This is a genomic window from Halalkalibacterium halodurans (genome assembly GCF_005671335.1).
In the GTDB taxonomy this organism is placed as follows: domain Bacteria; phylum Bacillota; class Bacilli; order Bacillales; family Bacillaceae_D; genus Halalkalibacterium; species Halalkalibacterium halodurans.
The window spans coordinates 1,745,988-1,765,152 of record NZ_CP040441.1 but is presented as its reverse complement, the minus strand read 5'-3'; the positions used below and the strand labels follow the sequence as shown (position 1 = coordinate 1,765,152).

Annotated in this window: 21 protein-coding genes and 1 other annotated feature; of the genes, 4 read left to right on the top strand and 17 right to left on the bottom strand. The window is 44.3% G+C overall.

All coding sequences use genetic code 11. The features are described 5' to 3' along the window. The first annotated feature begins 302 nt into the window (after positions 1–302). Positions 303–539, top strand: a complete 237-nt coding sequence (locus FED51_RS08730) for a hypothetical protein (protein ID WP_010897774.1) — start codon at positions 303–305, stop codon at positions 537–539. Positions 540–564: 25 nt separating this feature from the next. Here FED51_RS08730 and FED51_RS08725 read toward each other — a convergent pair whose 3' ends face one another. From FED51_RS08725 to FED51_RS08705, 5 genes are read right to left on the bottom strand one after another with little or no spacing between them, the layout of a single operon-like run. Beyond that, on the bottom strand, positions 565–1,014 hold the full coding sequence (locus FED51_RS08725; RefSeq protein WP_138090390.1) for a YpbF family protein: 450 nt from the start codon (positions 1,012–1,014) through the stop codon (positions 565–567). 59 nt (positions 1,015–1,073) lie between these two features. Beyond that, the gene (locus tag FED51_RS08720) at positions 1,074–1,313 is read right to left on the bottom strand and encodes a hypothetical protein (RefSeq protein WP_053431386.1); all 240 of its coding nucleotides are present in this window, start codon (positions 1,311–1,313) and stop codon (positions 1,074–1,076) included. 32 nt (positions 1,314–1,345) lie between these two features. Continuing rightward, positions 1,346–1,936 carry a CPBP family intramembrane glutamic endopeptidase gene (locus FED51_RS08715; protein ID WP_053431387.1) on the bottom strand — a complete coding sequence of 197 codons (591 nt, stop codon included), beginning with the start codon at positions 1,934–1,936 and terminating at the stop codon, positions 1,346–1,348. Next, complete coding sequence (locus FED51_RS08710) at positions 1,933–3,408, bottom strand: RecQ family ATP-dependent DNA helicase (protein WP_053431388.1); 1,476 nt, start codon at positions 3,406–3,408, stop codon at positions 1,933–1,935. Before FED51_RS08710 ends, FED51_RS08715 begins: the two co-directional genes overlap by 4 nt. Further along, entirely contained in the window at positions 3,383–4,462 is a 1,080-nt protein-coding gene (locus tag FED51_RS08705) for a YpbB family protein (protein WP_053431389.1), read from the bottom strand. The genes FED51_RS08710 and FED51_RS08705 overlap by 26 nt, the downstream gene beginning before the upstream one ends. A 278-nt stretch (positions 4,463–4,740) precedes the next feature. Between FED51_RS08705 and FED51_RS08700 the strand changes: the two genes are divergently transcribed. Together FED51_RS08700 and FED51_RS08695 are read left to right on the top strand one after the other, a co-directional pair. Continuing rightward, on the top strand, positions 4,741–4,989 hold the full coding sequence (locus FED51_RS08700; protein WP_010897768.1) for a ferredoxin: 249 nt from the start codon (positions 4,741–4,743) through the stop codon (positions 4,987–4,989). Positions 4,990–5,105: 116 nt separating this feature from the next. Beyond that, the gene (locus FED51_RS08695) at positions 5,106–5,597 is read left to right on the top strand and encodes an inorganic diphosphatase (RefSeq protein ID WP_010897767.1); all 492 of its coding nucleotides are present in this window, start codon (positions 5,106–5,108) and stop codon (positions 5,595–5,597) included. 57 nt (positions 5,598–5,654) lie between these two features. Here the strand turns inward: FED51_RS08695 and FED51_RS08690 are convergent, their stop codons facing one another. After that, a complete protein-coding gene (locus FED51_RS08690; protein WP_053431390.1) occupies positions 5,655–6,722 on the bottom strand; it encodes a M14 family metallopeptidase in 1,068 nt (355 codons plus the stop codon). A gap of 106 nt (positions 6,723–6,828) precedes the next feature. Beyond that, positions 6,829–7,072: a binding site (T-box leader), on the top strand. A gap of 152 nt (positions 7,073–7,224) precedes the next feature. On the opposite strand from FED51_RS08690, the gene serA reads away from it, so the two are divergent. Then, positions 7,225–8,847 carry a phosphoglycerate dehydrogenase gene (gene serA / locus FED51_RS08685; RefSeq protein ID WP_233443887.1) on the top strand — a complete coding sequence of 541 codons (1,623 nt, stop codon included), beginning with the start codon at positions 7,225–7,227 and terminating at the stop codon, positions 8,845–8,847. Between the two features lie 62 nt (positions 8,848–8,909). On the opposite strand, the gene FED51_RS08680 is transcribed toward serA, so the two are convergent. From FED51_RS08680 to FED51_RS08630, 11 genes are all read right to left on the bottom strand, one after another. Then, complete coding sequence (locus FED51_RS08680) at positions 8,910–9,293, bottom strand: hypothetical protein (RefSeq protein WP_053431391.1); 384 nt, start codon at positions 9,291–9,293, stop codon at positions 8,910–8,912. A 78-nt stretch (positions 9,294–9,371) separates the two neighbouring features. After that, positions 9,372–10,283, bottom strand: a complete 912-nt coding sequence (locus FED51_RS08675; protein ID WP_053431392.1) for a M23 family metallopeptidase — start codon at positions 10,281–10,283, stop codon at positions 9,372–9,374. Between the two features lie 121 nt (positions 10,284–10,404). Next, positions 10,405–11,514: a Ger(x)C family spore germination protein gene (locus tag FED51_RS08670; protein WP_053431393.1), complete on the bottom strand. Its 1,110-nt coding sequence runs from the start codon at positions 11,512–11,514 to the stop codon at positions 10,405–10,407. Next, positions 11,492–12,604, bottom strand: coding sequence for a spore germination protein (locus FED51_RS08665; RefSeq protein ID WP_053431394.1), 1,113 nt, complete (start codon positions 12,602–12,604; stop codon positions 11,492–11,494). Before FED51_RS08665 ends, FED51_RS08670 begins: the two co-directional genes overlap by 23 nt. A gap of 24 nt (positions 12,605–12,628) precedes the next feature. Continuing rightward, positions 12,629–14,119 (bottom strand): spore germination protein, encoded by a 1,491-nt coding sequence (locus tag FED51_RS08660; protein ID WP_053431395.1) that lies wholly within the window; start codon positions 14,117–14,119, stop codon positions 12,629–12,631. 124 nt (positions 14,120–14,243) lie between these two features. Continuing rightward, a complete protein-coding gene (locus FED51_RS08655) occupies positions 14,244–15,164 on the bottom strand; it encodes a VanW family protein (protein ID WP_053431396.1) in 921 nt (306 codons plus the stop codon). A gap of 146 nt (positions 15,165–15,310) precedes the next feature. Then, positions 15,311–15,901 carry a cob(I)yrinic acid a,c-diamide adenosyltransferase gene (locus tag FED51_RS08650; RefSeq protein WP_053431397.1) on the bottom strand — a complete coding sequence of 197 codons (591 nt, stop codon included), beginning with the start codon at positions 15,899–15,901 and terminating at the stop codon, positions 15,311–15,313. Between the two features lie 14 nt (positions 15,902–15,915). Beyond that, entirely contained in the window at positions 15,916–16,338 is a 423-nt protein-coding gene (locus FED51_RS08645) for a bifunctional adenosylcobinamide kinase/adenosylcobinamide-phosphate guanylyltransferase (RefSeq protein WP_175414313.1), read from the bottom strand. After that, the gene (locus FED51_RS08640) at positions 16,290–16,919 is read right to left on the bottom strand and encodes a histidine phosphatase family protein (protein WP_053431399.1); all 630 of its coding nucleotides are present in this window, start codon (positions 16,917–16,919) and stop codon (positions 16,290–16,292) included. The genes FED51_RS08645 and FED51_RS08640 overlap by 49 nt, the downstream gene beginning before the upstream one ends. After that, the gene (locus tag FED51_RS08635; RefSeq protein ID WP_010897755.1) at positions 16,877–17,662 is read right to left on the bottom strand and encodes an adenosylcobinamide-GDP ribazoletransferase; all 786 of its coding nucleotides are present in this window, start codon (positions 17,660–17,662) and stop codon (positions 16,877–16,879) included. The genes FED51_RS08640 and FED51_RS08635 overlap by 43 nt, the downstream gene beginning before the upstream one ends. After that, positions 17,659–19,164, bottom strand: coding sequence for a cobyric acid synthase (locus FED51_RS08630; RefSeq protein ID WP_053431400.1), 1,506 nt, complete (start codon positions 19,162–19,164; stop codon positions 17,659–17,661). Before FED51_RS08630 ends, FED51_RS08635 begins: the two co-directional genes overlap by 4 nt. Position 19,165 lies beyond the last annotated feature (1 nt).

Genomic DNA, 19,165 nt, shown 5'->3' with positions numbered 1-19,165 from the left:
GATCCACTCCCATATCTTTTTAAAACGTTTCCTTATCTTGTAGCTTAACATGAACAAAGGCTTTTCATGTGATCATTTTGTGACAATTATAAGACATTCATTTACTTCTAATTCTAACCAAGAATTTTCAGAAACTTATTGAAATTCATTTCCATTCATTGTATAATTTTAATTATGAAAGCGTTAACATTTCTTTCGATCCATCTCTCATAACATGATATGTCCAAATAAATGAAACAACTTATGTTTAAATGCTCGTGTTGGTTATCATTTAAAAAAACAGAAAAAGGAAGGTGACTTATTTGTTCACAACGAAACGATTGGAAAAATCACTCGTGACAAATGCGGACCTCCACTTTAACCGAACGATCGGATTGCCGATTGAAGTTGTCTGCCTTCAGCGTTTGCACACACTCGCCTTTGGTCGGATACAAGCATATAGCGAAGAGCACGTTCAAGTAAATGACCAAACCTTTTCCCGCGATCAATGCTTGTTCTTTGGTCAGCCTGTAACCACCCCTTCACTAAAGAAAGCCTGATGTTGTCGATCAGGCTTTTTTGCTGTTATTTATAATATAAATTAATATCAAATGTATCCTTTAAGTGTTGGAACGTCTCATTTCGCTTTTGCCACAGAGGTTCCGTATCCCATAGTTCGACCGAGCGTTCCACAAGTTCCTTGCGAAGCTCTTCATATTCCGTTTCCGCTTTTTCAGCTTTTTTATGAACGAATTGCATTTGAAAGAACGAAAGGGCCACACCTAACAACACGAATAAAAACGTCTGATTGCCACTAATGAGCTTCAATAAATATGTGGTGTGCGTGCTTGTAGTAAGGACGATGACATGGATGATGCCTAGTAACAAGAACGCTAGTCCGAGCACAGACCAAAATCGAAGCTGTTTTTCGAGCTTATCCCATTTTTCTTTACGGACAATTAGCTCTTCAATCATAACATATGTCACATCGGTCACTCGATTTTTTATGAACAGAGTTGCTCCTTTACCGCCCATGCTTCAGTCCCCCTTCATTATCTGATATATGAACGAAGAGGGGCTTAAAGAACTAACTTTTATAACATGTATTCAAGCCAAAACGGAGATAATAGGGCGCCAATGACAATAAGGAAAAAAAACACGAGCAAGATCCGAATGAGTGGAAAGCTAAGCGCCTTTTTCTTCTTCCTTCGCTTACGGCGATGCACGTCAAGCCGAGAAGGCAGCTTTTCGCTAGCAACAGGCAACTCTTCCACGTTTCTGCCTTTAGCTTCATACCGCAAATGTTCTGCTTGGTTATTCACGTGTGCTGGCATAATCATCCCCCCTATTGTTATTATCGGCTACGTTATACCCGATTTGAAGATGATTTTAACATATTTCGCAAGAAGATCCCGAGAAGAAAATCGATGCAAAAATGAGCAAAGATGGTGACGAGTAAATTCCCTGTCACTAAAAACAAAACCCCTAGCAAAAAGCTGATCGCAACGATGCTTATAAACAAAATAGGCTTATGTAAATAGCGAAAGTGGACGAGAGCGAACACGAGACTTGCGATCACGAGACCAAGCTGTTGCTGAATGATGCCGCGGAATAACGTTTCTTCCGCAACGGCAACAACGAGAGATAAAAACGCAATGTGGAAAGTGGATCTGTTGCGAAACACTCGCTCATTAATGCCCCCATCATCCATCCATTCTTTTGGAACATATCGGTATAAAACAATGTCGACTGTCACAACGAGAACGGCTGCACCGCCACCGAGAACGAAAATGTTGAACGGCTCGAAACGAAGGATGTCGATGTAAGCGTCCCAGCTTCCAAACCACCACCAACCTAATATGAACGCAATGACGAGCATGGACGTTTGTGAAAGATAGAGATTTATTAAAAGCTCTCTGTCTGTCATCTGTTTTATAAGCTGTTGCTGTCTCTTCATCCCCGCCCTCCTTTCGATTGATGGCACAATAAAGCTAGACGCTCGCGCCAATGCGGCACTGTTTGACCCACTGCTATGATGGCAGAGGCTTGCTCACCTGGCTGGTCTTTTAAACCACAATTATCACAGCACCGTACAGGCCGGCTTGTCAGTTGTTCTGAAAAAAATGACAGAAGCCTTTCCCGGCGGCATTCCTTTGTCTGTAACCATTCTTCGACTAAGTATAGTTCTTTTGCCTTTATTCGCTCGCGCTGTTGAAAGTGGGATTCCACAATGGATACGAAATCATCAACGGTCCGGTTCCTTTTCTTAAACCTCTCAAGCAAGAAGCGGACGAATCTGTGTGCCGTCGCTACATCCCCGCCATATGAAAGCACTTCAGTTGTTTGACAATCTTGAATCATTTGAATGATTTCATCCTTTGACGGGTGATCATGTGTCATGAGCGAACGAGCTAATCCCTTATCCTCCTCCGAAAACAGCACATAGGCGCTACTCGCAAGTCCGTCACGACCGGCTCTACCGATTTCCTGGACATATGAGGCGATCTGCTGCGGGTAATGGTAATGAATCACAAAGCGAATATCTTGCTTGTTAATGCCCATTCCAAATGCACTCGTACTGCAAATCAAATCAAGCTCTCCCGCCATAAATTGCTGTTGGATCAAGATTCGATCCTCGTTGCTCATCCCCCCATGATAAAAGGCCACTCGTTTCTTGACATTCAACATAAGCTCCCTAGCGATTTGCTCACTCCATAAACGGCTTGAAAAATAAATAATCCCCGCCCCGCTATGTCGCTCAATAATCCCCCGAATTACTTCAAGCTTATCCTTTACGGTCGGTGTTTGCTCTACCGAAATGGATATGTTTGGCCTGTCCACACTATGAACAATCGTAACTGCCTCATCAATCGCTAATTGGGTTAAGATGTCTTGCTGAACAGCTGGGGTAGCCGTTGCTGTCAACGCCAAACATGGTGGATTCCCAAGCTGGTGTTTCACGTCTGAGAGGCGAAGGAAGTCTGGACGAAAATCATGTCCCCATTGGGAAATACAATGGGCTTCATCCACAACAAAATACGACACCTTCACTTGCTTTAACCGCTTGAAAACGACAGGGTGCTGCACCATTTCAGGAGAGAGAAACAACAGCTTGTACAGATGAAGCTGTTTAATAATTCGCTCCTTAGCTCCTTTTGACAGAAAGCTACTCAGCGCCGCCACGTCTTTCCAGCCGTTCGATTTCAGTTGCTGCACTTGATCTTCCATTAGTGAAAGCAGTGGTGAAATGACGAGCGTTACCCCTTCTGTTATTCGCGCCGGTAATTGATAACAAATGGACTTCCCAGTACCTGTCGGAAGCATCGCAAACACATCGTTCCCCTCCACTAGCGCTTCTATCACTTCTTTTTGTCCTGAGCGGAACGAATGGTATCCAAACCATTTATGTAACTCTTGTTCCAAATTCATGTACAGCCTCCATTTTTACAAGCACTAATCGGATTTGAAAGTAACTACCTGGTTGTGTCAACTGATCCCGTATTGGCCTCAGTTTTTTTGTGTTTAACGTTCTGGCGATTTGGATGATCTCTTGCTCCAAATCCCGCGGGACAAACGCCCTGAGCGAAAACGTCTCATCGTGTAGAGCAATTTCGACAAAATGATCTTCAATCGTGCTCCGTTTTAATCGCCGAGCATTTGCAATTCCCTCTAATGATAAGCCTTGTCTGAACATTGACCACGTCTTCTGAGCTGAATTGGTTAACACGTTACCCGAATCTTCTCCCGATTGAAACAACGACTGGATCAGCGGATAACGCTCACGATTCTCTATAACAACCGAACCGATTTGCTGTAGCGATACTGTATGGATCAAAGCTACATCAGATCGGGAGAGCCCTAGATTATAGGCGATTTGCTCCAACGTTTGGCCGATTTGTGTAGATCCGCTTAATTGGCGAACGAGCACTTCGCATTGTACTTCCTCCATTTTCGTCAACAGCTCGACGAGTTCATGATGCAATCGTGTTAATTGCTGGATGCGAGCTTGTGGGCTGTGAGGAATGGTTCGCTTCACCCATTGTTGAACGGCCTCATTTAAGGTTACAGGATAAAACGTTACACCTGCGACACGATTCGATAAGGCTTGCAACCATAATTGTAAACACATCCAAGCTTTTTTCGTTTCATTCTTCCATCTCCATCCATCGACATAGTGAAGAAAGGTATGTGTATGTCGCCACTCTTCAAGCTCCTCTCTCCCCTTAGCTGTCACGACCACTCGCCTATCGTTGACCGTGAGAGCATCATCCTTTTTTAACTCCTCAATTAATTCCTCAAACTCGGTTCGCGATAGATGAGAAAGAAGTCCGAAATAAGGAAGCAGTCCAAATAAGTGTCCATCTTGAATCGTTTGTGCTGATCGTTTTCCGTTCAATAAATGGTAAAGGCCATAAATGGAGCGATCACCCCTTACCCGATCGATTGCCAGTAAGATGACACCTTTTGTTACGTGATTCGTCATGAACGCCTCTCCCTTCACCGAAATTCCCGATCAAAGCTCTTCGTTTATTTTAACAGACAATGGTCTGAAAAAGAGGGGTAATGCTCACTCTCTCTGGACAAGTTAAAGACAAACCGTTATACGAAAAAAACTTAACGGTTGAAAACTGTCGTCATCACCGATACAATAGTTACTGGAACGAACGAGCTGACCGTTAAAAATATATAAACATCCATTTCTTTTCTGTCATACAACTGTTAGAGAAGAGATAGGTTCTGATTCTTAGAGGAGGGGTTCTTGTGCCTAAATACACAATTGTTGACAAAGATACATGTATCGCCTGCGGTGCATGTGGAGCAGCTGCACCAGACATTTATGATTATGATGATGAAGGGATCGCGTTTGTTACCCTTGATGATAATGAAGGAACGGTTGAAGTTCCAGACGAATTGCTTGAAGACATGATCGACGCTCAAGAAGGTTGCCCAACAGACTCAATCAAGGTAGCCGACGAGCCATTTGATGGCGACGCATTAAAATTTGAGTAAATCGTTGGCAGAAAAAGCGGCCCTTTTCGGTGGAGCCGTTTTTTTCTTCCTTTCTTTTTTCGAAGTTGCTATAATGGACGTTGATTACATTTATACATAACAAGGGAGGACTTCAGATGGCAATCGAACCAAAGGTCATTGAAGCATTTATTGAAATTCCAACTGGCAGTCAAAACAAATACGAGTATGACAAAGAGCGTGGCGTTTTCAAATTGGATCGTGTTCTTTTTTCGCCAATGTTCTATCCAGCAGAATACGGCTACATTGAAAACACACTAGCCCTTGACGGCGATCCATTAGATGTTCTTGTCATTGTCTCAAATCCAACATTCCCGGGCTGCGTTATTGATGCCAAAGTACTCGGATTTTTAAACATGATTGACGGTGGTGAAGAGGATCAAAAACTAATCGCCGTTCCAACAGAAGATCCTCGTTTCAAAGATGTGAACTCTTTAAACGATCTACCCAAGCATAAGCTGGATGAAATCGCTCACTTCTTCAAAACGTACAAAGACCTTGAAGGAAAGAAAACAGAGGTTGGTGCGTATGAAGATGCAGAAGCAGCCGCTAAATTAATTGACGAGTGCTTTGCTCGTTATAAAGGATAATATATGGAAAAAAGGCTCGGGATTATCCCGAGTCTTTTTCATTCTTTCACTATGCCTTTACATAAGTTCGTGTAAGGTGAGCCCTTCCAATGCGAGCAAAATGTTGTTAGACCAAATCTCTCCGAACGCCTCAAGTGGAAGCGGATTTTTCCCTACGCCCACTTCAATTGTAAATCCCGGTCTTCTCGTCTCTTGAATAAACCAATCCTTGTATCCCCCATCGCTATCCGCCGTATGAACCGGTTTATACGAGCTCATAAGTGAAAGGCGCTCCACCATGGCTTTGCTAACGTTAGGCTCGAATCCTTTATACCCCCAATAAATCTCTTGACCTTGGGAATGAAAGGCAAGCACATACGCAAAGTCATTTGCCTTCGTATACTCGTAGATTGCGATCGCCTCTGGTTCTGACAGCGGCGAAGGTCCGCTATAGTGGCGCGGCCATGGCTGCTGTGGACTTTCCGCCGCCTCCTTCTCCCACCCTGCTGGCCACTGGTGGTTCAAATCGACACCGCGAATGTTGCTCGACCAATGATCAAACGTCCGTGCACCTTTATTGATGGCAAGAACCTGTTCATAAAAAGGATGTTCTGGGTAGATTCCTTGCTGAACAAGCTCGACACCATCAGGGTTGACGAGGGGCACGAGATGGAGAGTCACTTTTTTTAGCAACTCGTAAACCGAATAGCCGAACAAATCGGCTTTACTCACCTCCGCCTCGATTAACGTTTGTAAAAAAGTCATCAAAAATTTTGCTGTATGCCATTCGTTCGCATGCCAACCGCCTGAATAAAAAATCGGAATCTCTCCTGATCCTATTTCAAATGCGACAATCTCCTTCCCCATGACCGATTTGCCGATGACCGATTCTTTAACCCGTTGTTGTTTTAGCCTATTCCGATCAAGCAGCAGCTCCGTATATCCATACTCATACAAACATTCGAACGGTCCTGCAGCAAATGTTGAATTCACGCTTTTTGGGATCAAAAGTTCTGTTCCCGGATAGACGTAAGATCGTTCATGGGCAATAAACGAATTGCTATCCAAAAGGTCGACCGCACGAACTCCGTAGCGATTTGCAATTTTCGCTAGCGTCTCCCCTTTTTCTACAACATGTTTCAACATTTCACCACCTCTTTTCACAATATTTCTCACCGTAAATCTTCAGTACCTAATTGACAAATGTCCATCTCCTGTGGTAAGTTATCAAAAAATTATAAAACACATTTGCTTAAAAACGATGACGAAGATGAGGAATGTAGATGACCAATCCAGAGAGCTGGTGGTTGCTGTGAACCAGCTTGGCTCTACAATTTCCGTAGCCCTTCTGAGTTGACGCTCTGAACATTTAAGTAGGAGCGCTCCGGTTAATCCGTTACCTTGGAGACGTAGTTAAATCTCCTTGAGGCACATACTGCGACAACAAGTATGTGTGAATGAGGGTGGCACCGCGGTATGAACCTTCCGCCCCTCACGACAGTCGTCGTGTGGGCAGAAGGTTTTTTTACTATCAAAAAAGTTTGATGTTAGGGGGCATGTGCTTCAAAATCATTCCATTGCTTGCTGCTAAAGGTAGAGAGGACAGACGATCAAGAGAGAATACTTAATTTAAGGAGTGGAGTTTAACGTGATTGAACAAGCAATCGCTGACAAAAGCCAAACGGAGAACAAAGCCATTTATCGCATCCTCGTATCGGATGCTATGAGCGAACAAGGACTTTCCCCTTTATTGAATGACCCTCGTGTAGAGTGCGTACAACAAAACGTAGCAGACGCGGATGATTTACATGAATATGATGCGTTACTCGTTCGTAGCGCCACAACGGTCACAGAAGAACTCATGGAAAAGATGTCTTCCTTAAAAATCATTGCCCGCGCTGGTGTGGGTGTTGACAATATCGACATCGATGCTGCGACAAAGCATGGGATTGTCGTCGTAAACGCTCCCGACGGAAACACCATTTCTACGGCTGAGCATACTTTTGCGATGATTTGTTCCCTCCTGCGCAAAATTCCACAAGCAAATGCATCGATAAAAGCAGGTGAATGGAAGCGTAAGGCGTTCCAAGGAACCGAGCTCCGCGGCAAGACGCTCGGGATTATCGGATTCGGCCGAATCGGTTCACAAATTGCGAAACGTGCCAAGGCGTTTGAGATGACTCCTTATGTGTTTGATCCATTTTTAACGAAAGCCCGTGCCGAAAAGCTTGGTGTCACTGTAGCAAGCTTAGACGACGTTCTTCAGGTCGCCGATATTATTACGGTCCACACCCCTTTAACGAAAGAAACGAAAGGCCTCCTAGGCAAGAAAAACATTGGCAAAACGAAAAAAGGGGTATTTCTCATTAACTGTGCCCGCGGTGGAATCATCGATGAAGGGGCGCTTAAGCATTACTTGCGTGAAGGCCATATTGCTGGTGCGGCATTGGACGTATTTGAAGAAGAGCCTGTCGCTGACGAAGAGCTACTCGCCTTTGACAACGTCATTGCCACTCCGCATATTGCTGCTTCCACAAAAGAAGCACAGCTTAACGTGGCAGAACAAGTCTCACAGGAAGTTCTTCACTTCTTAGAAGGCAACCCTGTCAGCAACTCCATTAACCTACCGACCCTCTCTAAAGAAGTTTATGAGAAGGTCAAGCCTTATTATGAGTTAACGAAGAAAATGGGCTTCTTGCTCTCCCAATGTATGAAAACACCGGTACAAGAAATTGAAGTTCGCTACGGCGGGAACGTCGCCGATATTGAAACGTCGATTACGACAAGAAGCTTAATGGCCGGATTCCTTTCTCCACGTGTTGATGCGGGCGTGAACGATGTTAACGCTGGTCTCATTGCAAAAGAGCGTGGAATTAGCTTTACAGAAAAGCATAGCAGCAACCAAACGTTCGGGTATGCAAACATCATCCATGCGGTCGTTCATGGAGAAGATCGCACGTTTGAGGTTCACGGAACGTTTATTAAGGAATATGGACCACGGATTGTGAAAATTAATGGCTTCAATGTTGATTTTGTTCCAGAAGGTCACTTAATTTACATTCAACACAATGACCGTCCAGGTGTCATCGGAAAAATGGGTCAGCTCCTCGCCGAGCACAATGTGAACATCGCGACAATGCAAGTTGGTCGTCAAGAGGAAGGCGGCGACGCGATCATGATGGTAGCGGTGGACAAAGTTGCCACCGATGAAGTGATCGAAGCCTTAAAAGCGGTTGATGAAATCCATTTTGCCGATCGCATCGAGTTGTAGCACGAGCAATGAAGCTTGTCCCTATTGTAAAAAAACTAGCTGGCGTTACCCAGCTAGTTTTTTTATATCCAGATATGATGGCACAAACGATCTAATTGTATTTCTTTGGAATACGTAAGAAATTGAACCCCTTTGTCTGACAAGCTAACGGATTGCTTGTGAATGTGAAGAAGCCCTTCCACCTTTGCCACATCAAAATAAAACTTGTATAGATGAGCGGGTCGTCTTCTGTTCCCTTTCATCAACCGATAGCCAAATGTCCGATCATGACATTTCCAAAAACGAGGGTGAATCGTATCCGGTGCTGTTAAACGAATATGGCCATGGTGTTTAATTCTTTTCAGCATAAACACAAACCCATCCACTAAATCGATCTGATAGCTTGTAAGGTCTGTTTGTTCATTTAACCATTGAAAAAGCTCTGTTGTCGCTTGCACCTGTCCCATCCTATTTTCCGTCCTTTTTACCTAGTGATCCAGTCTTATTTTACCACACTTACACATAGGCTGGCGACAGAGCTCCTTTTACTTTAGAGCCAACACTTGACCAGGGAAAATCAACTCATCTGTTAAGTCATTATTCGCTTGCAACTCTTCCACTGTTAACTGATGGTTTAGCGCAATCCGATAGAGTGTATCTCCCGTTTTCACGACATGACTTTCTTCGTCATCAAGAAGGACGATAAGGTCGTCTCCAGGATGGATCAATGTGTCGTTTAAACCGTTGATCTCCATTAACGTTTCTACACTCATTTCATGTTTTTGCGCGATTCCCCATAAAGTATCACCTTTTGAAACCGTAAAAACTTGTTGATTTTCTAGCAGCTCTATTTCTTCTAGTTCATCCTCATCTTCGTTAGTAAATTTGTTTTTAAATGCATACGTGGATTCCTCTTCCTTCCCGTCTTTCCAGCTATCATCCACGGCAGCATACATATAATCCCGCTCATCAGCTAAGACGAGAAACGGGTCAATCGCATTTGATTTTTCAACATTCCATTCATCCTTATGTACCTCAAAATGAAGGTGCGGACCAGACGATCTCCCGGTGTTACCAACGGTACCAATTTGCTCGCCTTCCTTTACTGTGTCGCCTTCCTCTACAAACCTTTCATTCAAGTGTGCATAAACCGTTTCCAAACCATGATCATGTTGAACAAAAATGACATGGCCATAGCTATCTGAATAATAAGATTTTCTTACCATTCCGTCTGCAATAGAAATAACAGGGGTCCCAACAGGTGCAGCAATATCAATCCCGTGATGGGTCCCGCCTCTCGTTCCAAATGTATCTGTAATTTCCCCTACGGTCGGCCAAATATGAATAGGTGAAATCGCTTTTTCTTCTGCAGAGGCTGTACTTGTACCGATGAACATGATTCCAATACACGTTCCGATCGCAAGGGCAATAAACAACCTTTTAATAAAATCAAGCATGGGTTCCTCCTTATGTGTTCGCTCATTTAGCTGGAATGAACTCGTCCATGATCTACTGCTATCCTATGGACACATGCTCCCTATTATGACTAAAAAAGTTCAAACGTATGTGAAAGGTTGTTTATTCCGTTACTCCTGATTGGACAATTTCCACCTCGGCTGTCACTTCTACAGTGGCCTGTTCATAAATGGAATCGTGCCACACTTCCGGCTTCCAGTCTCGTGTGTGGCTACGGTATTTTTCCCCTAACCCTACAGGATCGATGCCAAGAGATTGAAATCTCTTGAGCAATTCCTCACCTTTTGTTGCAATTTGTCGTGCCATTCCCTCTTCAATTTTATTCATCGTCTCATCTTTTGTTAAAGTCAACGGGCCTGTATAGTCGGTTATTTCCCCGCGAAAATGAATATGACAACGGAAGTGAGGTGCCTCCATTGAACCGGTCATCTCGCGATTGAAGGATGAAAAAATTTTCTCTACCATCACATAGGCTTTTTCTCCATCCTCATCGATTTGAAATTGATGGGTTGTTTGTTTCATCTCATCCACCATCAATTTAAGAAAGAAAGAATCCTCGATTCCGATATTATCGACGAATCGATCTCTTTTAAAAAGGGCCGTTCCTCCGATCCTTAGCTTATCATCTTTTACGAGTAATAACGGTAAGTAAGGATCACGGGCATCGTTAAGGGCGCTAAACATAAAAACATGGAGGTTTGTCGATGGAAGCAAATGTTCCTCCATGTTATGTAGCAATAAATCCCCTAAAAAGACGTCAGGTCGCTCCCCTGCTCCAAGCCTAATCATCAAGGCGTCCTGTGCCTCCCCGTCGACTACAGCTAACAAGACGCGGTTCCCTATGGATGGATCCCGATACATCGAATCTACATACGGCTCAACTCCTGATTCTGAAAGGGCATCACTAAAAAGAAGGACGCGAATTTGTCCAAATTTTAATGGTCGCTGTGAGCTTCCGTTCAATAGTTCTCGAGCGCCTTTAATCGTTTTGGCGACGGCTGCAATTTGTTCCGACTCTAAAATGTTTTCTTGACCTTGCTCTAAAAAAGTAGGATAACTTACGGTCAGCTTAATGTTGTCATTTTCCGTCCGATCAAGTGCCGCTGCCCCAATAAGTGCCACATCATCAATGATACTTGTTTGAATGCAGCCAGTTATTAGGAATACTGCCGCAAGTACAGCAAGCTTTTTAACCTGTCGTTGTTTTTTCATCAGCACCACTCCTTAAGTGGGAAACCGCAAGATAAACCATAACCAACAACGGAACGTATACCCCAACAAAATAAAAACCGAATTCAGAAACCCATAAAGCGAGCGTTTCTATTTCTTGGCTCGTTTGAAGGAACATCGTAATTAAAGCTAAGGCTGCTATAACAAACACTAAGACCGTCCGCTGATTAATGCCTAATACACGTTTTCCAATTCGACTGGCTCCCCATACGGTTAACGCAATATTCGGTGAAATTAACAACAACCATAAAGAAATACCAATATATTCAAATCGCTCAATAAACGGAAACTCTACTACTTTAAAAAGGGTCAACGTTGCCCAAATCGTGCGATGAAGCTGTTCCTCACTATAAAAGGCTAAACTAATTACCATTAAGCTAGTATAAGCAAAAATCGTCATTAAACCACCAAGCTGTGCCCATTTATGGGATTTTTCTCGTTGTTTAATGAACGGATAGCATAACAACAAAATTTCAAAGCCTAAATAACTTAAAGAAGCTTCCTTCGCACCTGCTATTAACTCGCTAAGCGTATGCTTCCAGATCGGCAGCATGTTAATAAAATGCCCGAATTCTAGAGGCATTAATAAGATCGTAAACAACGGCGCTGGTACAATGACCCCAAGAAAGCAAATGCCGACCACTTTACGGAATCCCCCAGAGATGAGCAAATAAAAGATCCATGCTAAGATAAGCGTAATGATCCATGTCGGTAAATCATGAAACACCCATGCTTGAACAATCTGAATATAGATTCGCAAAATAACGACAGCTAATAAAAGGAGATAGACACCGAAGATGACGCTAAAGACCCCACCAAGCCATTTTCCAAAAATATCTTTATGAACCGAGATTAAATCACCATTCGCCCGGTTAAGGAGAGCGTACATGAGGGCAATGATGATTTGAACGACAATTCCGGCGATGATGATCGATATCCATCCATCATAACCGGAAATTTTCACGATTGCCCGTTGAAAACTAAGGGCCCCGATTCCGACCTGCATTCCGTGAACTAAAAAGAACGTCATTCCAGTCGAAACGAGAAATGGCTCCTTTACTTGATGTCCCATCCAATCACCTTTTTCTCTAAATAATCACTCATCGATGTCGCGACGTTCATTGGCGCGAAAGAAATTCAGACGTCCGCGATCTTTCGGCCGTGTCAATTGCGGTCGCTCTGCCATCCAACTGAACGGCATACGCACAAACGCATCGCGAAAATCCTTAAACCGGAATGGATAAATCGGTTGCAAATAAGGTCTGCCGAGAGAAGTCAAGCGCAAGAGGTGGACGATCAAATAAATCGTACACACCGTAATCCCTATTAATCCTAATGCAGCTGCTGCGATCATGAACGGAAAGCGTAATAAACGAATCGTATTCCCCATCTGGTAGACAGGCGTTGTAAAGGAGGCAAGTGCGGCTAACGCGACGATGATTAATAGCACGTTACTCGTAAGACCTGCTTCAACCGATGCTTGTCCAATGACAATCCCGCCTACGATCCCGATCGTTTGCCCTACTCTCATCGGGAGTCTTGCTCCCGCTTCGCGAAGCAATTCGATCGTTAACTCTAAAATGATCGCTTCAATGAACGGAGGGAGGGGAATATTGCTTCGCGAAGCAATTATCGTCGCGAGTAAATCTTTCGGAATCAGCTCATAATGAAACGTTAATACTGCAATATAAACGGGTGTAGAAAGCACGGAAAACGTAACCGAAAAAAAACGTAATAGCCGAACAAATGTTGCAATTTGCCATGTTAAGTAATAATCCTCAAGTGAAGAGAAAAATTCCACAAGAGTCGATGGGCCAAAGATCACTTCAGGGGAACCATCGCATAAAAAGGCGACTTTGCCTTCTGCTAATACGGCGGCTACCCGTTCTGGCCTTTCAGTATTAATCAATTGTGGAAAAATAGACAACGACTTATCGGTAATCATTTGTGCTAAGCTGTTAGAGTCAACGACTTGGTCGAATTCGATTTTATCGATCCGCTGGCGAATCGTATTCACATTCTCTTCATTGGCAATCCCCTCAATGTACAACAGGGCGACCTTTGTTTTCGTTAACTGACCGACGGTTAATTGTTCGACTTTTAACTGTGGCATTGGCAGACGTTTACGAATTAAGTTAATATTGATCTGCAAAGCTTCAACAAACGACTCCTGTGGTCCGGAAACGCTAAATTCTACTTCAGGCCTTTGAACCTCACGCCCAGAATCCATCGTCACTTCAATAAGAGCAACCTCATGGCCCTCCCCTTTTTTTCGTAATAAGACAAACCCTTGCATCACCTTTGTCTTAATTTGCTGGGGATCATCTGAGATTTCCTTATTTTGAATTGGAACATCTTCAATTAATTCCTCTAATGTTTTTGCTTCTTTCTTTAAATAAGGCGTGACATCTTGATTGAGACGGTCAGCATCGATTAATGTTTCGTAGTAAGAGAGTATGTATGGGAAACCTTTTTGATGGTTTAAAAACTCCGTATAATCATTGGACTGTTTACACTGGGACAAAACGTCTGCAACGGTGAGCTTCGGCTTGGCATGCATTTGGTTTAACAGCCATTTAAAAAACATTTGCCTTCCCTCCTCGCCCGTCATTATTCGTTAGTATGAGATAAGCGAGGCCGTTTTATGACAAATAGTGCAACAAAAAAACCGCAGCTATTTTCAGCATGCGGTACATTAGAATGTTGCAAGGTTATGAAGTAAAGACATAGACTGATACGGTAATGGCACCACCTTCGACGCTTGTTTGGATCCAGATCGGCTCGTCAAATGGATTTGAAAATCGAAAATCAGGTCCTCCCCAAGAAACCGTCGCATCCCGTCCCGTTGGAACATACCCAATTTCTCTTGAATGGGTGAAACGCTCAACGATGGATAAACCAGCTTGATCAACGGCATTAAAGAGCGTGGATGATGTTTGACAAATCCCACCCCCGATCCCCATAACAAACTCTTTGTTGACGATCTCCTTTGCTTCCTTATAGCCTCGTTCGACCGTTCGTTCCCCAACTTCATGGTTAAACGAAAACGTATCTCCTGGGCCTAGGACGGTGCCATGAATAGCGTCAGCCGACAAACGAATATTTTCCGTCCGCCCTGCTACAGATGAGTCAAAATAAGTGGTAAACGAAGCGACTTCTTCCGTTTTCTTTTCCTTAAGCTCTTCTTCAGTTACATTCGGTTCTGTCAAATAGATCGGCATAACGACATCTGCTTCAAGCGGGGCAATAGAGGATAGCTTCTCAACAAATTCTTGTTCTGATAAAATAACCCGAGGTTCCCCGGGGAGAAACGTTCCATCTGTCATCAATCGCGGGTTTTTCATCGGAGTGTCAATCGCTTCCGCAAACCCGCCCGCTAAATCGGCTAGAGCTGCCGTATCTAGCTCACGCCCAGGCCAATAGCCATAATCGTTTAATCTGATCTTTTCATTTTCCCCCGATAGTTCATTCATTAATAACACATCCAGCACGACCGGAGCCTTAGCACCATGATGGTCCAATGCCATTTGTGAATGAAAAGATGCAAAAACAGGTTCCTTCCCTTCCGCTTGAGAACAGCCGGTGGCAAGAAGGAGAAGCCCAATAAAACTAAAACACACCTTTCTTTTCAATTCAATCCCCCTTTTCAAAAAAGCTCCGCTCCATACTATATGTCGCCAGTTTCAAAGTTTTTACAACTTTCTAGTGCTCTCACGGAAAAGGGGGTTGTAACTTGTAAAACGTATTTGATTCACGTCATATTGAGGCTCGCTCTACCCTATTTCTTATCTTCTTTTCGCTTGCCGTCACGGAACACAATCGCACTTCGCTCATACTCCACATCAGGGACCCCTAGACGGGAGTTTACTACACGGGCAACAGCAAAAAAGTAGTCTGATAATCGGTTCAAATATTTTAATACGATCGGGTTAATCTCCCCTTCTCGCTGCAATCGCGTAACGTAACGCTCGGCTCTCCGGGCAATCGTGCGACATACGTGGAGGCTCGCGGCAGCCTCAGAGCCTCCCGGTAAAATAAATCGCTCTAATTCTGCTGCTTCCTTAATGTAGGCATCAATTCGTTGCTCAAGGAAGTCGACGATCTCTTGCTTCGCTTTGTATGGACGATCTTCCTTCACTTTCAGCATCGCCAAATCACCGCCACAGTCAAAGAGCTCATGCTGGATTTTGAATAGTTCACCACGGATATCAGCAAATGTATTTTCGTCCAGCTGTGTGATGGCCAATCCGACAAACGAATTTAATTCATCTGTTGTCCCATAGGCTACCACCCTTGTATCATCCTTAGCTAATCGCCCCCCGATCACACTTGTTTTTCCTTCATCTCCAGTTCGTGTATAAAGTCGCATGTGACAGTCCCCCTTTATTTTATTTGCTGGTTCAAGCCGTACCAGATGAGATCGACCCGCTCAGCTAATCGAACGATATCTTGATAACACAAACCAACAAGGTCACGCCATTCCCTGTCCTCTCGTTTTACAGGCACAATGCCTTTGCCAATCTCATTTCCGATCAGAACGACCGTCTTTCCCCCTTTTTCCCATGAAATCGCGTCTTGAAGCCAATGTTTAAACACTGTTCGCGGCTCCTCATGCCCTTGCAGCATTCGAATGTACAGATGGAGCCCTGTCACAATGACAAGCTCTCCTTCTTCAATACTTGATGGTAAAACTTTTGCACCTGCAAATCCGTTATGAACAACATAGTCCGATCGCCTTTGGAGCTTATAGTGCTCTCTCACCCATTGGTGCTTTCCATGAAATGCTCCTCCTGTAACGAAATGCACTGAAATTCCTTCCTTTCTTTTTCATACATACCGGAAATCCAATAGCCTACACCAAATGGAATTTTCCAATCCCAAAACGTGACATCCTCACGCCTTGCCCACGTATCGAGCAGCACGCGAATGACTCCTGCATGGGTGACCACTGCGAGCCGTTGCGCCTTTCTAGCGTTTGCTACTTGTAATACATTTCCCCATCCCTGGTTGACCCTTTTATAGAAGGTAGGCAATGTCTCTCCATCAGGCGGGTAAAACTGCTCCGAGTTCTCAAGCCATTGGCGATAAGAAGGTTCGCCCATAAGTTCATCGTAACGTTTTCCTTCCCAACACCCAAAATTCACTTCGCGAAACTCAGGGAACGCTTGAATCTCATGACCTGGAAATAGAATCGAAGCCGTTTCACAAGCCCGGTTTAAATCGCTAGAACAAACGCGATCGACTGGTGGCATACGTTGGGAAAGCATTTGCGCAGCAGCCCTTCCGTTCGGAGATAAATGCTCGTCCTTCCATCCATTATATCGCTTCTGTTCATTGCACACTGTTAGGCTGTGACGGATAAGAAGAATGTCCACATGATGCCCCATAGGAATAGCTCGCCCCCTTCGATACTTGCGCCAATCGTATCACCAGACATCCCCCCAATTTCCCGTTTGCACACGCGCAGCCAGAAGAGGGGGAAAAGCCAAATCATCAGCAGGAAGCATAAGGTGAGAATCACGTTTTGCAGCAAGAGAAAACAAGCTCCAGCAATGAATAGAAACCATACTCTCGATGCGTTTTTCACGTGTGTCGTTACATATGGCAGCAAGCTGGCCGCCATCCCCTGATCGGAGGCCGCCTTACCATAGATAAGCTGGACGATGATCATCCAACGCAAACAAACGGGCACGAGCAAAAGCAGCCACGTGAATTCACGGGGAGCCAAAGCGATCAGCTCCATTAGCAGGAGTACCTTCCAGCCGATGAGGAGGATCGTTGTCATGACCGCAAATGCGCCGACACGGGAATCTTTTAAGATGATCAATTTTGTTTCACGGTCTCGTCTAGAAAGAAATGCGTCACTCACGTCCATCCACCCATCGAGGTGCAACCCGCCAGAATAGAAAATAGAGAGTGTCACCAGTAGAGCTGCCAGCACTAACGGCGAGAGAAACGGGGACAGCAAAAGGTAAAGGCTTACTAGCAAACCACCTAATACAAGCCCAGTTAAGGGATAACAGACAATCGACCAGCGGGCAGAGCGTGCAGTCCATGGAATCTGCCGCGTGATCGGCACAGTCGTTAAAAATTGAAACGCTAAAAGCAATCCGTTCAGGCCATGTTTCATGATGTTTCGCCCCACCGTTCCATTTTTTCTAGCAAGCTGTCCACATGAAGAACTCGTTCCACTTCGTCCGCTAATTGATCGTAGGACGCACGTCTACATTTTTCTAGCTCGACGGTTGGCCGCTCGCGTAAACCTTTTTTTCTTCTTAGTGTATCGAGCCATCCGCTGCGAAAGTCATCATTAAAAAAGAGATGATGGAAATAAGTGCCGATTAGTCTTCCTTCATGTAAATAAACGCCATCGGTATGATTGCCTACACGTAAAAAAGCAGGAATGGACGGATCAACAATATCCGTTTCACCTAAATGAATTTCAAACCCGTAAATGTCTTTTGCCGTTCCGAATGGATGTAAAAGTTGCCCCAAAGAACGGACAGTTTTCTTTTTTTCTGCGAATCTGGTTTCAACCGGAGCGAGACCGAGCCCATCGATTGTTGCCCCTTTGATTCCAGTATCAGACCCTGCCACATCAATAAGCCGATGGCCGAGCATTTGAAAGCCTCCACAGATGGCGACGACCGTACCGTCTGTTGTTACATATTCATGAAGACGCTCTTTAAATCCTTTTTCTTTTAAAATTTGCAGGTCATGAAAGGTGCTCTTCGTTCCAGGCAAAATAATTGCATCTGGCCTTCCTAACGCATCGACGCTTGAGACGAAGCGAATCGCCACATCTTCTTCATAGCGAAACGGCTCCAAGTCAGTATAATTCGAAAGATAAGGTAAATCGAGAACGGCGATATCAATGCTTTGATCTCTAGGAAGAACCGAGGTTACCTGTCCCTTTGATAAGGAATCCTCACCTTCAATCCGAACCCCAGGCAGGTGAGGAAGTACACCGAGCACAGGGACATCTAAATGCTGTTCAATCCACTGAACCCCTGACGAAAACAATTCGGGGTCACCACGAAATTTATTTACAATGATCCCGACGACCCGCTTCCGTTCATTCGGTTGGAGAAGTTCCAATGTACCGTAAAGACTAGCAAACACCCCGCCTCGTTCAATATCAGCTACAAGGATGACCGGAACGTCCGCTAGTTCAGCCACCTTCATATTCACAAGCTCTCTGTCATTCAAATTGACTTCAACGGGAGAGCCAGCTCCTTCGATCACAACCATATCAAAAGACTGACTTAACGTGGCTAACGCTTGCTTGATCGCCTCCAGTCCTCGCTTATAAAAACCATCGCGATATTTGACGCCAGAGACCGTATCCACTGCTTGACCGAAGCAAACAATTTCTGCTTCCCGATCGTTTCGTGGCTTTAGCAAAATCGGATTCATATACACACTAGCCTCTTCCATCGCAGCTTCGGCCTGAATTCCTTGGGCTCTACCAATTTCCAATCCTTCAACGGTAATATACGAATTGTTCGACATGTTTTGTGACTTAAACGGAGTCACTTTATAACCTCTCCGCGCGAAAATTCGGCAAAGAGCGGTACAGATTAAGCTCTTACCAACATCTGAAGCGGTTCCTTGTACCATAATACCTTTCATG

Excerpts from the sequence above, each read along its gene's own strand:
- FED51_RS08725 (WP_138090390.1), bottom strand. The coding sequence starts at position 1,014 with ATGGGCGGTAAAGGAGCAACTCTGTTCATAAAAAATCGAGTGACCGAT.
- FED51_RS08720 (WP_053431386.1), bottom strand. The coding sequence starts at position 1,313 with ATGCCAGCACACGTGAATAACCAAGCAGAACATTTGCGGTATGAAGCT.
- FED51_RS08715 (WP_053431387.1), bottom strand. The coding sequence starts at position 1,936 with ATGAAGAGACAGCAACAGCTTATAAAACAGATGACAGACAGAGAGCTT.
- FED51_RS08710 (WP_053431388.1), bottom strand. The coding sequence starts at position 3,408 with ATGAATTTGGAACAAGAGTTACATAAATGGTTTGGATACCATTCGTTC.
- FED51_RS08705 (WP_053431389.1), bottom strand. The coding sequence starts at position 4,462 with ATGACGAATCACGTAACAAAAGGTGTCATCTTACTGGCAATCGATCGG.
- FED51_RS08695 (WP_010897767.1), top strand. The coding sequence starts at position 5,106 with ATGGCAATCGAACCAAAGGTCATTGAAGCATTTATTGAAATTCCAACT.
- FED51_RS08690 (WP_053431390.1), bottom strand. The coding sequence starts at position 6,722 with ATGTTGAAACATGTTGTAGAAAAAGGGGAGACGCTAGCGAAAATTGCA.
- FED51_RS08680 (WP_053431391.1), bottom strand. The coding sequence starts at position 9,293 with ATGGGACAGGTGCAAGCGACAACAGAGCTTTTTCAATGGTTAAATGAA.
- FED51_RS08675 (WP_053431392.1), bottom strand. The coding sequence starts at position 10,283 with ATGCTTGATTTTATTAAAAGGTTGTTTATTGCCCTTGCGATCGGAACG.
- FED51_RS08670 (WP_053431393.1), bottom strand. The coding sequence starts at position 11,514 with ATGAAAAAACAACGACAGGTTAAAAAGCTTGCTGTACTTGCGGCAGTA.
- FED51_RS08665 (WP_053431394.1), bottom strand. The coding sequence starts at position 12,604 with ATGGGACATCAAGTAAAGGAGCCATTTCTCGTTTCGACTGGAATGACG.
- FED51_RS08660 (WP_053431395.1), bottom strand. The coding sequence starts at position 14,119 with ATGTTTTTTAAATGGCTGTTAAACCAAATGCATGCCAAGCCGAAGCTC.
- FED51_RS08650 (WP_053431397.1), bottom strand. The coding sequence starts at position 15,901 with ATGCGACTTTATACACGAACTGGAGATGAAGGAAAAACAAGTGTGATC.
- FED51_RS08640 (WP_053431399.1), bottom strand. The coding sequence starts at position 16,919 with ATGGGGCATCATGTGGACATTCTTCTTATCCGTCACAGCCTAACAGTG.
- FED51_RS08635 (WP_010897755.1), bottom strand. The coding sequence starts at position 17,662 with ATGAAACATGGCCTGAACGGATTGCTTTTAGCGTTTCAATTTTTAACG.
- FED51_RS08630 (WP_053431400.1), bottom strand. The coding sequence starts at position 19,164 with ATGAAAGGTATTATGGTACAAGGAACCGCTTCAGATGTTGGTAAGAGC.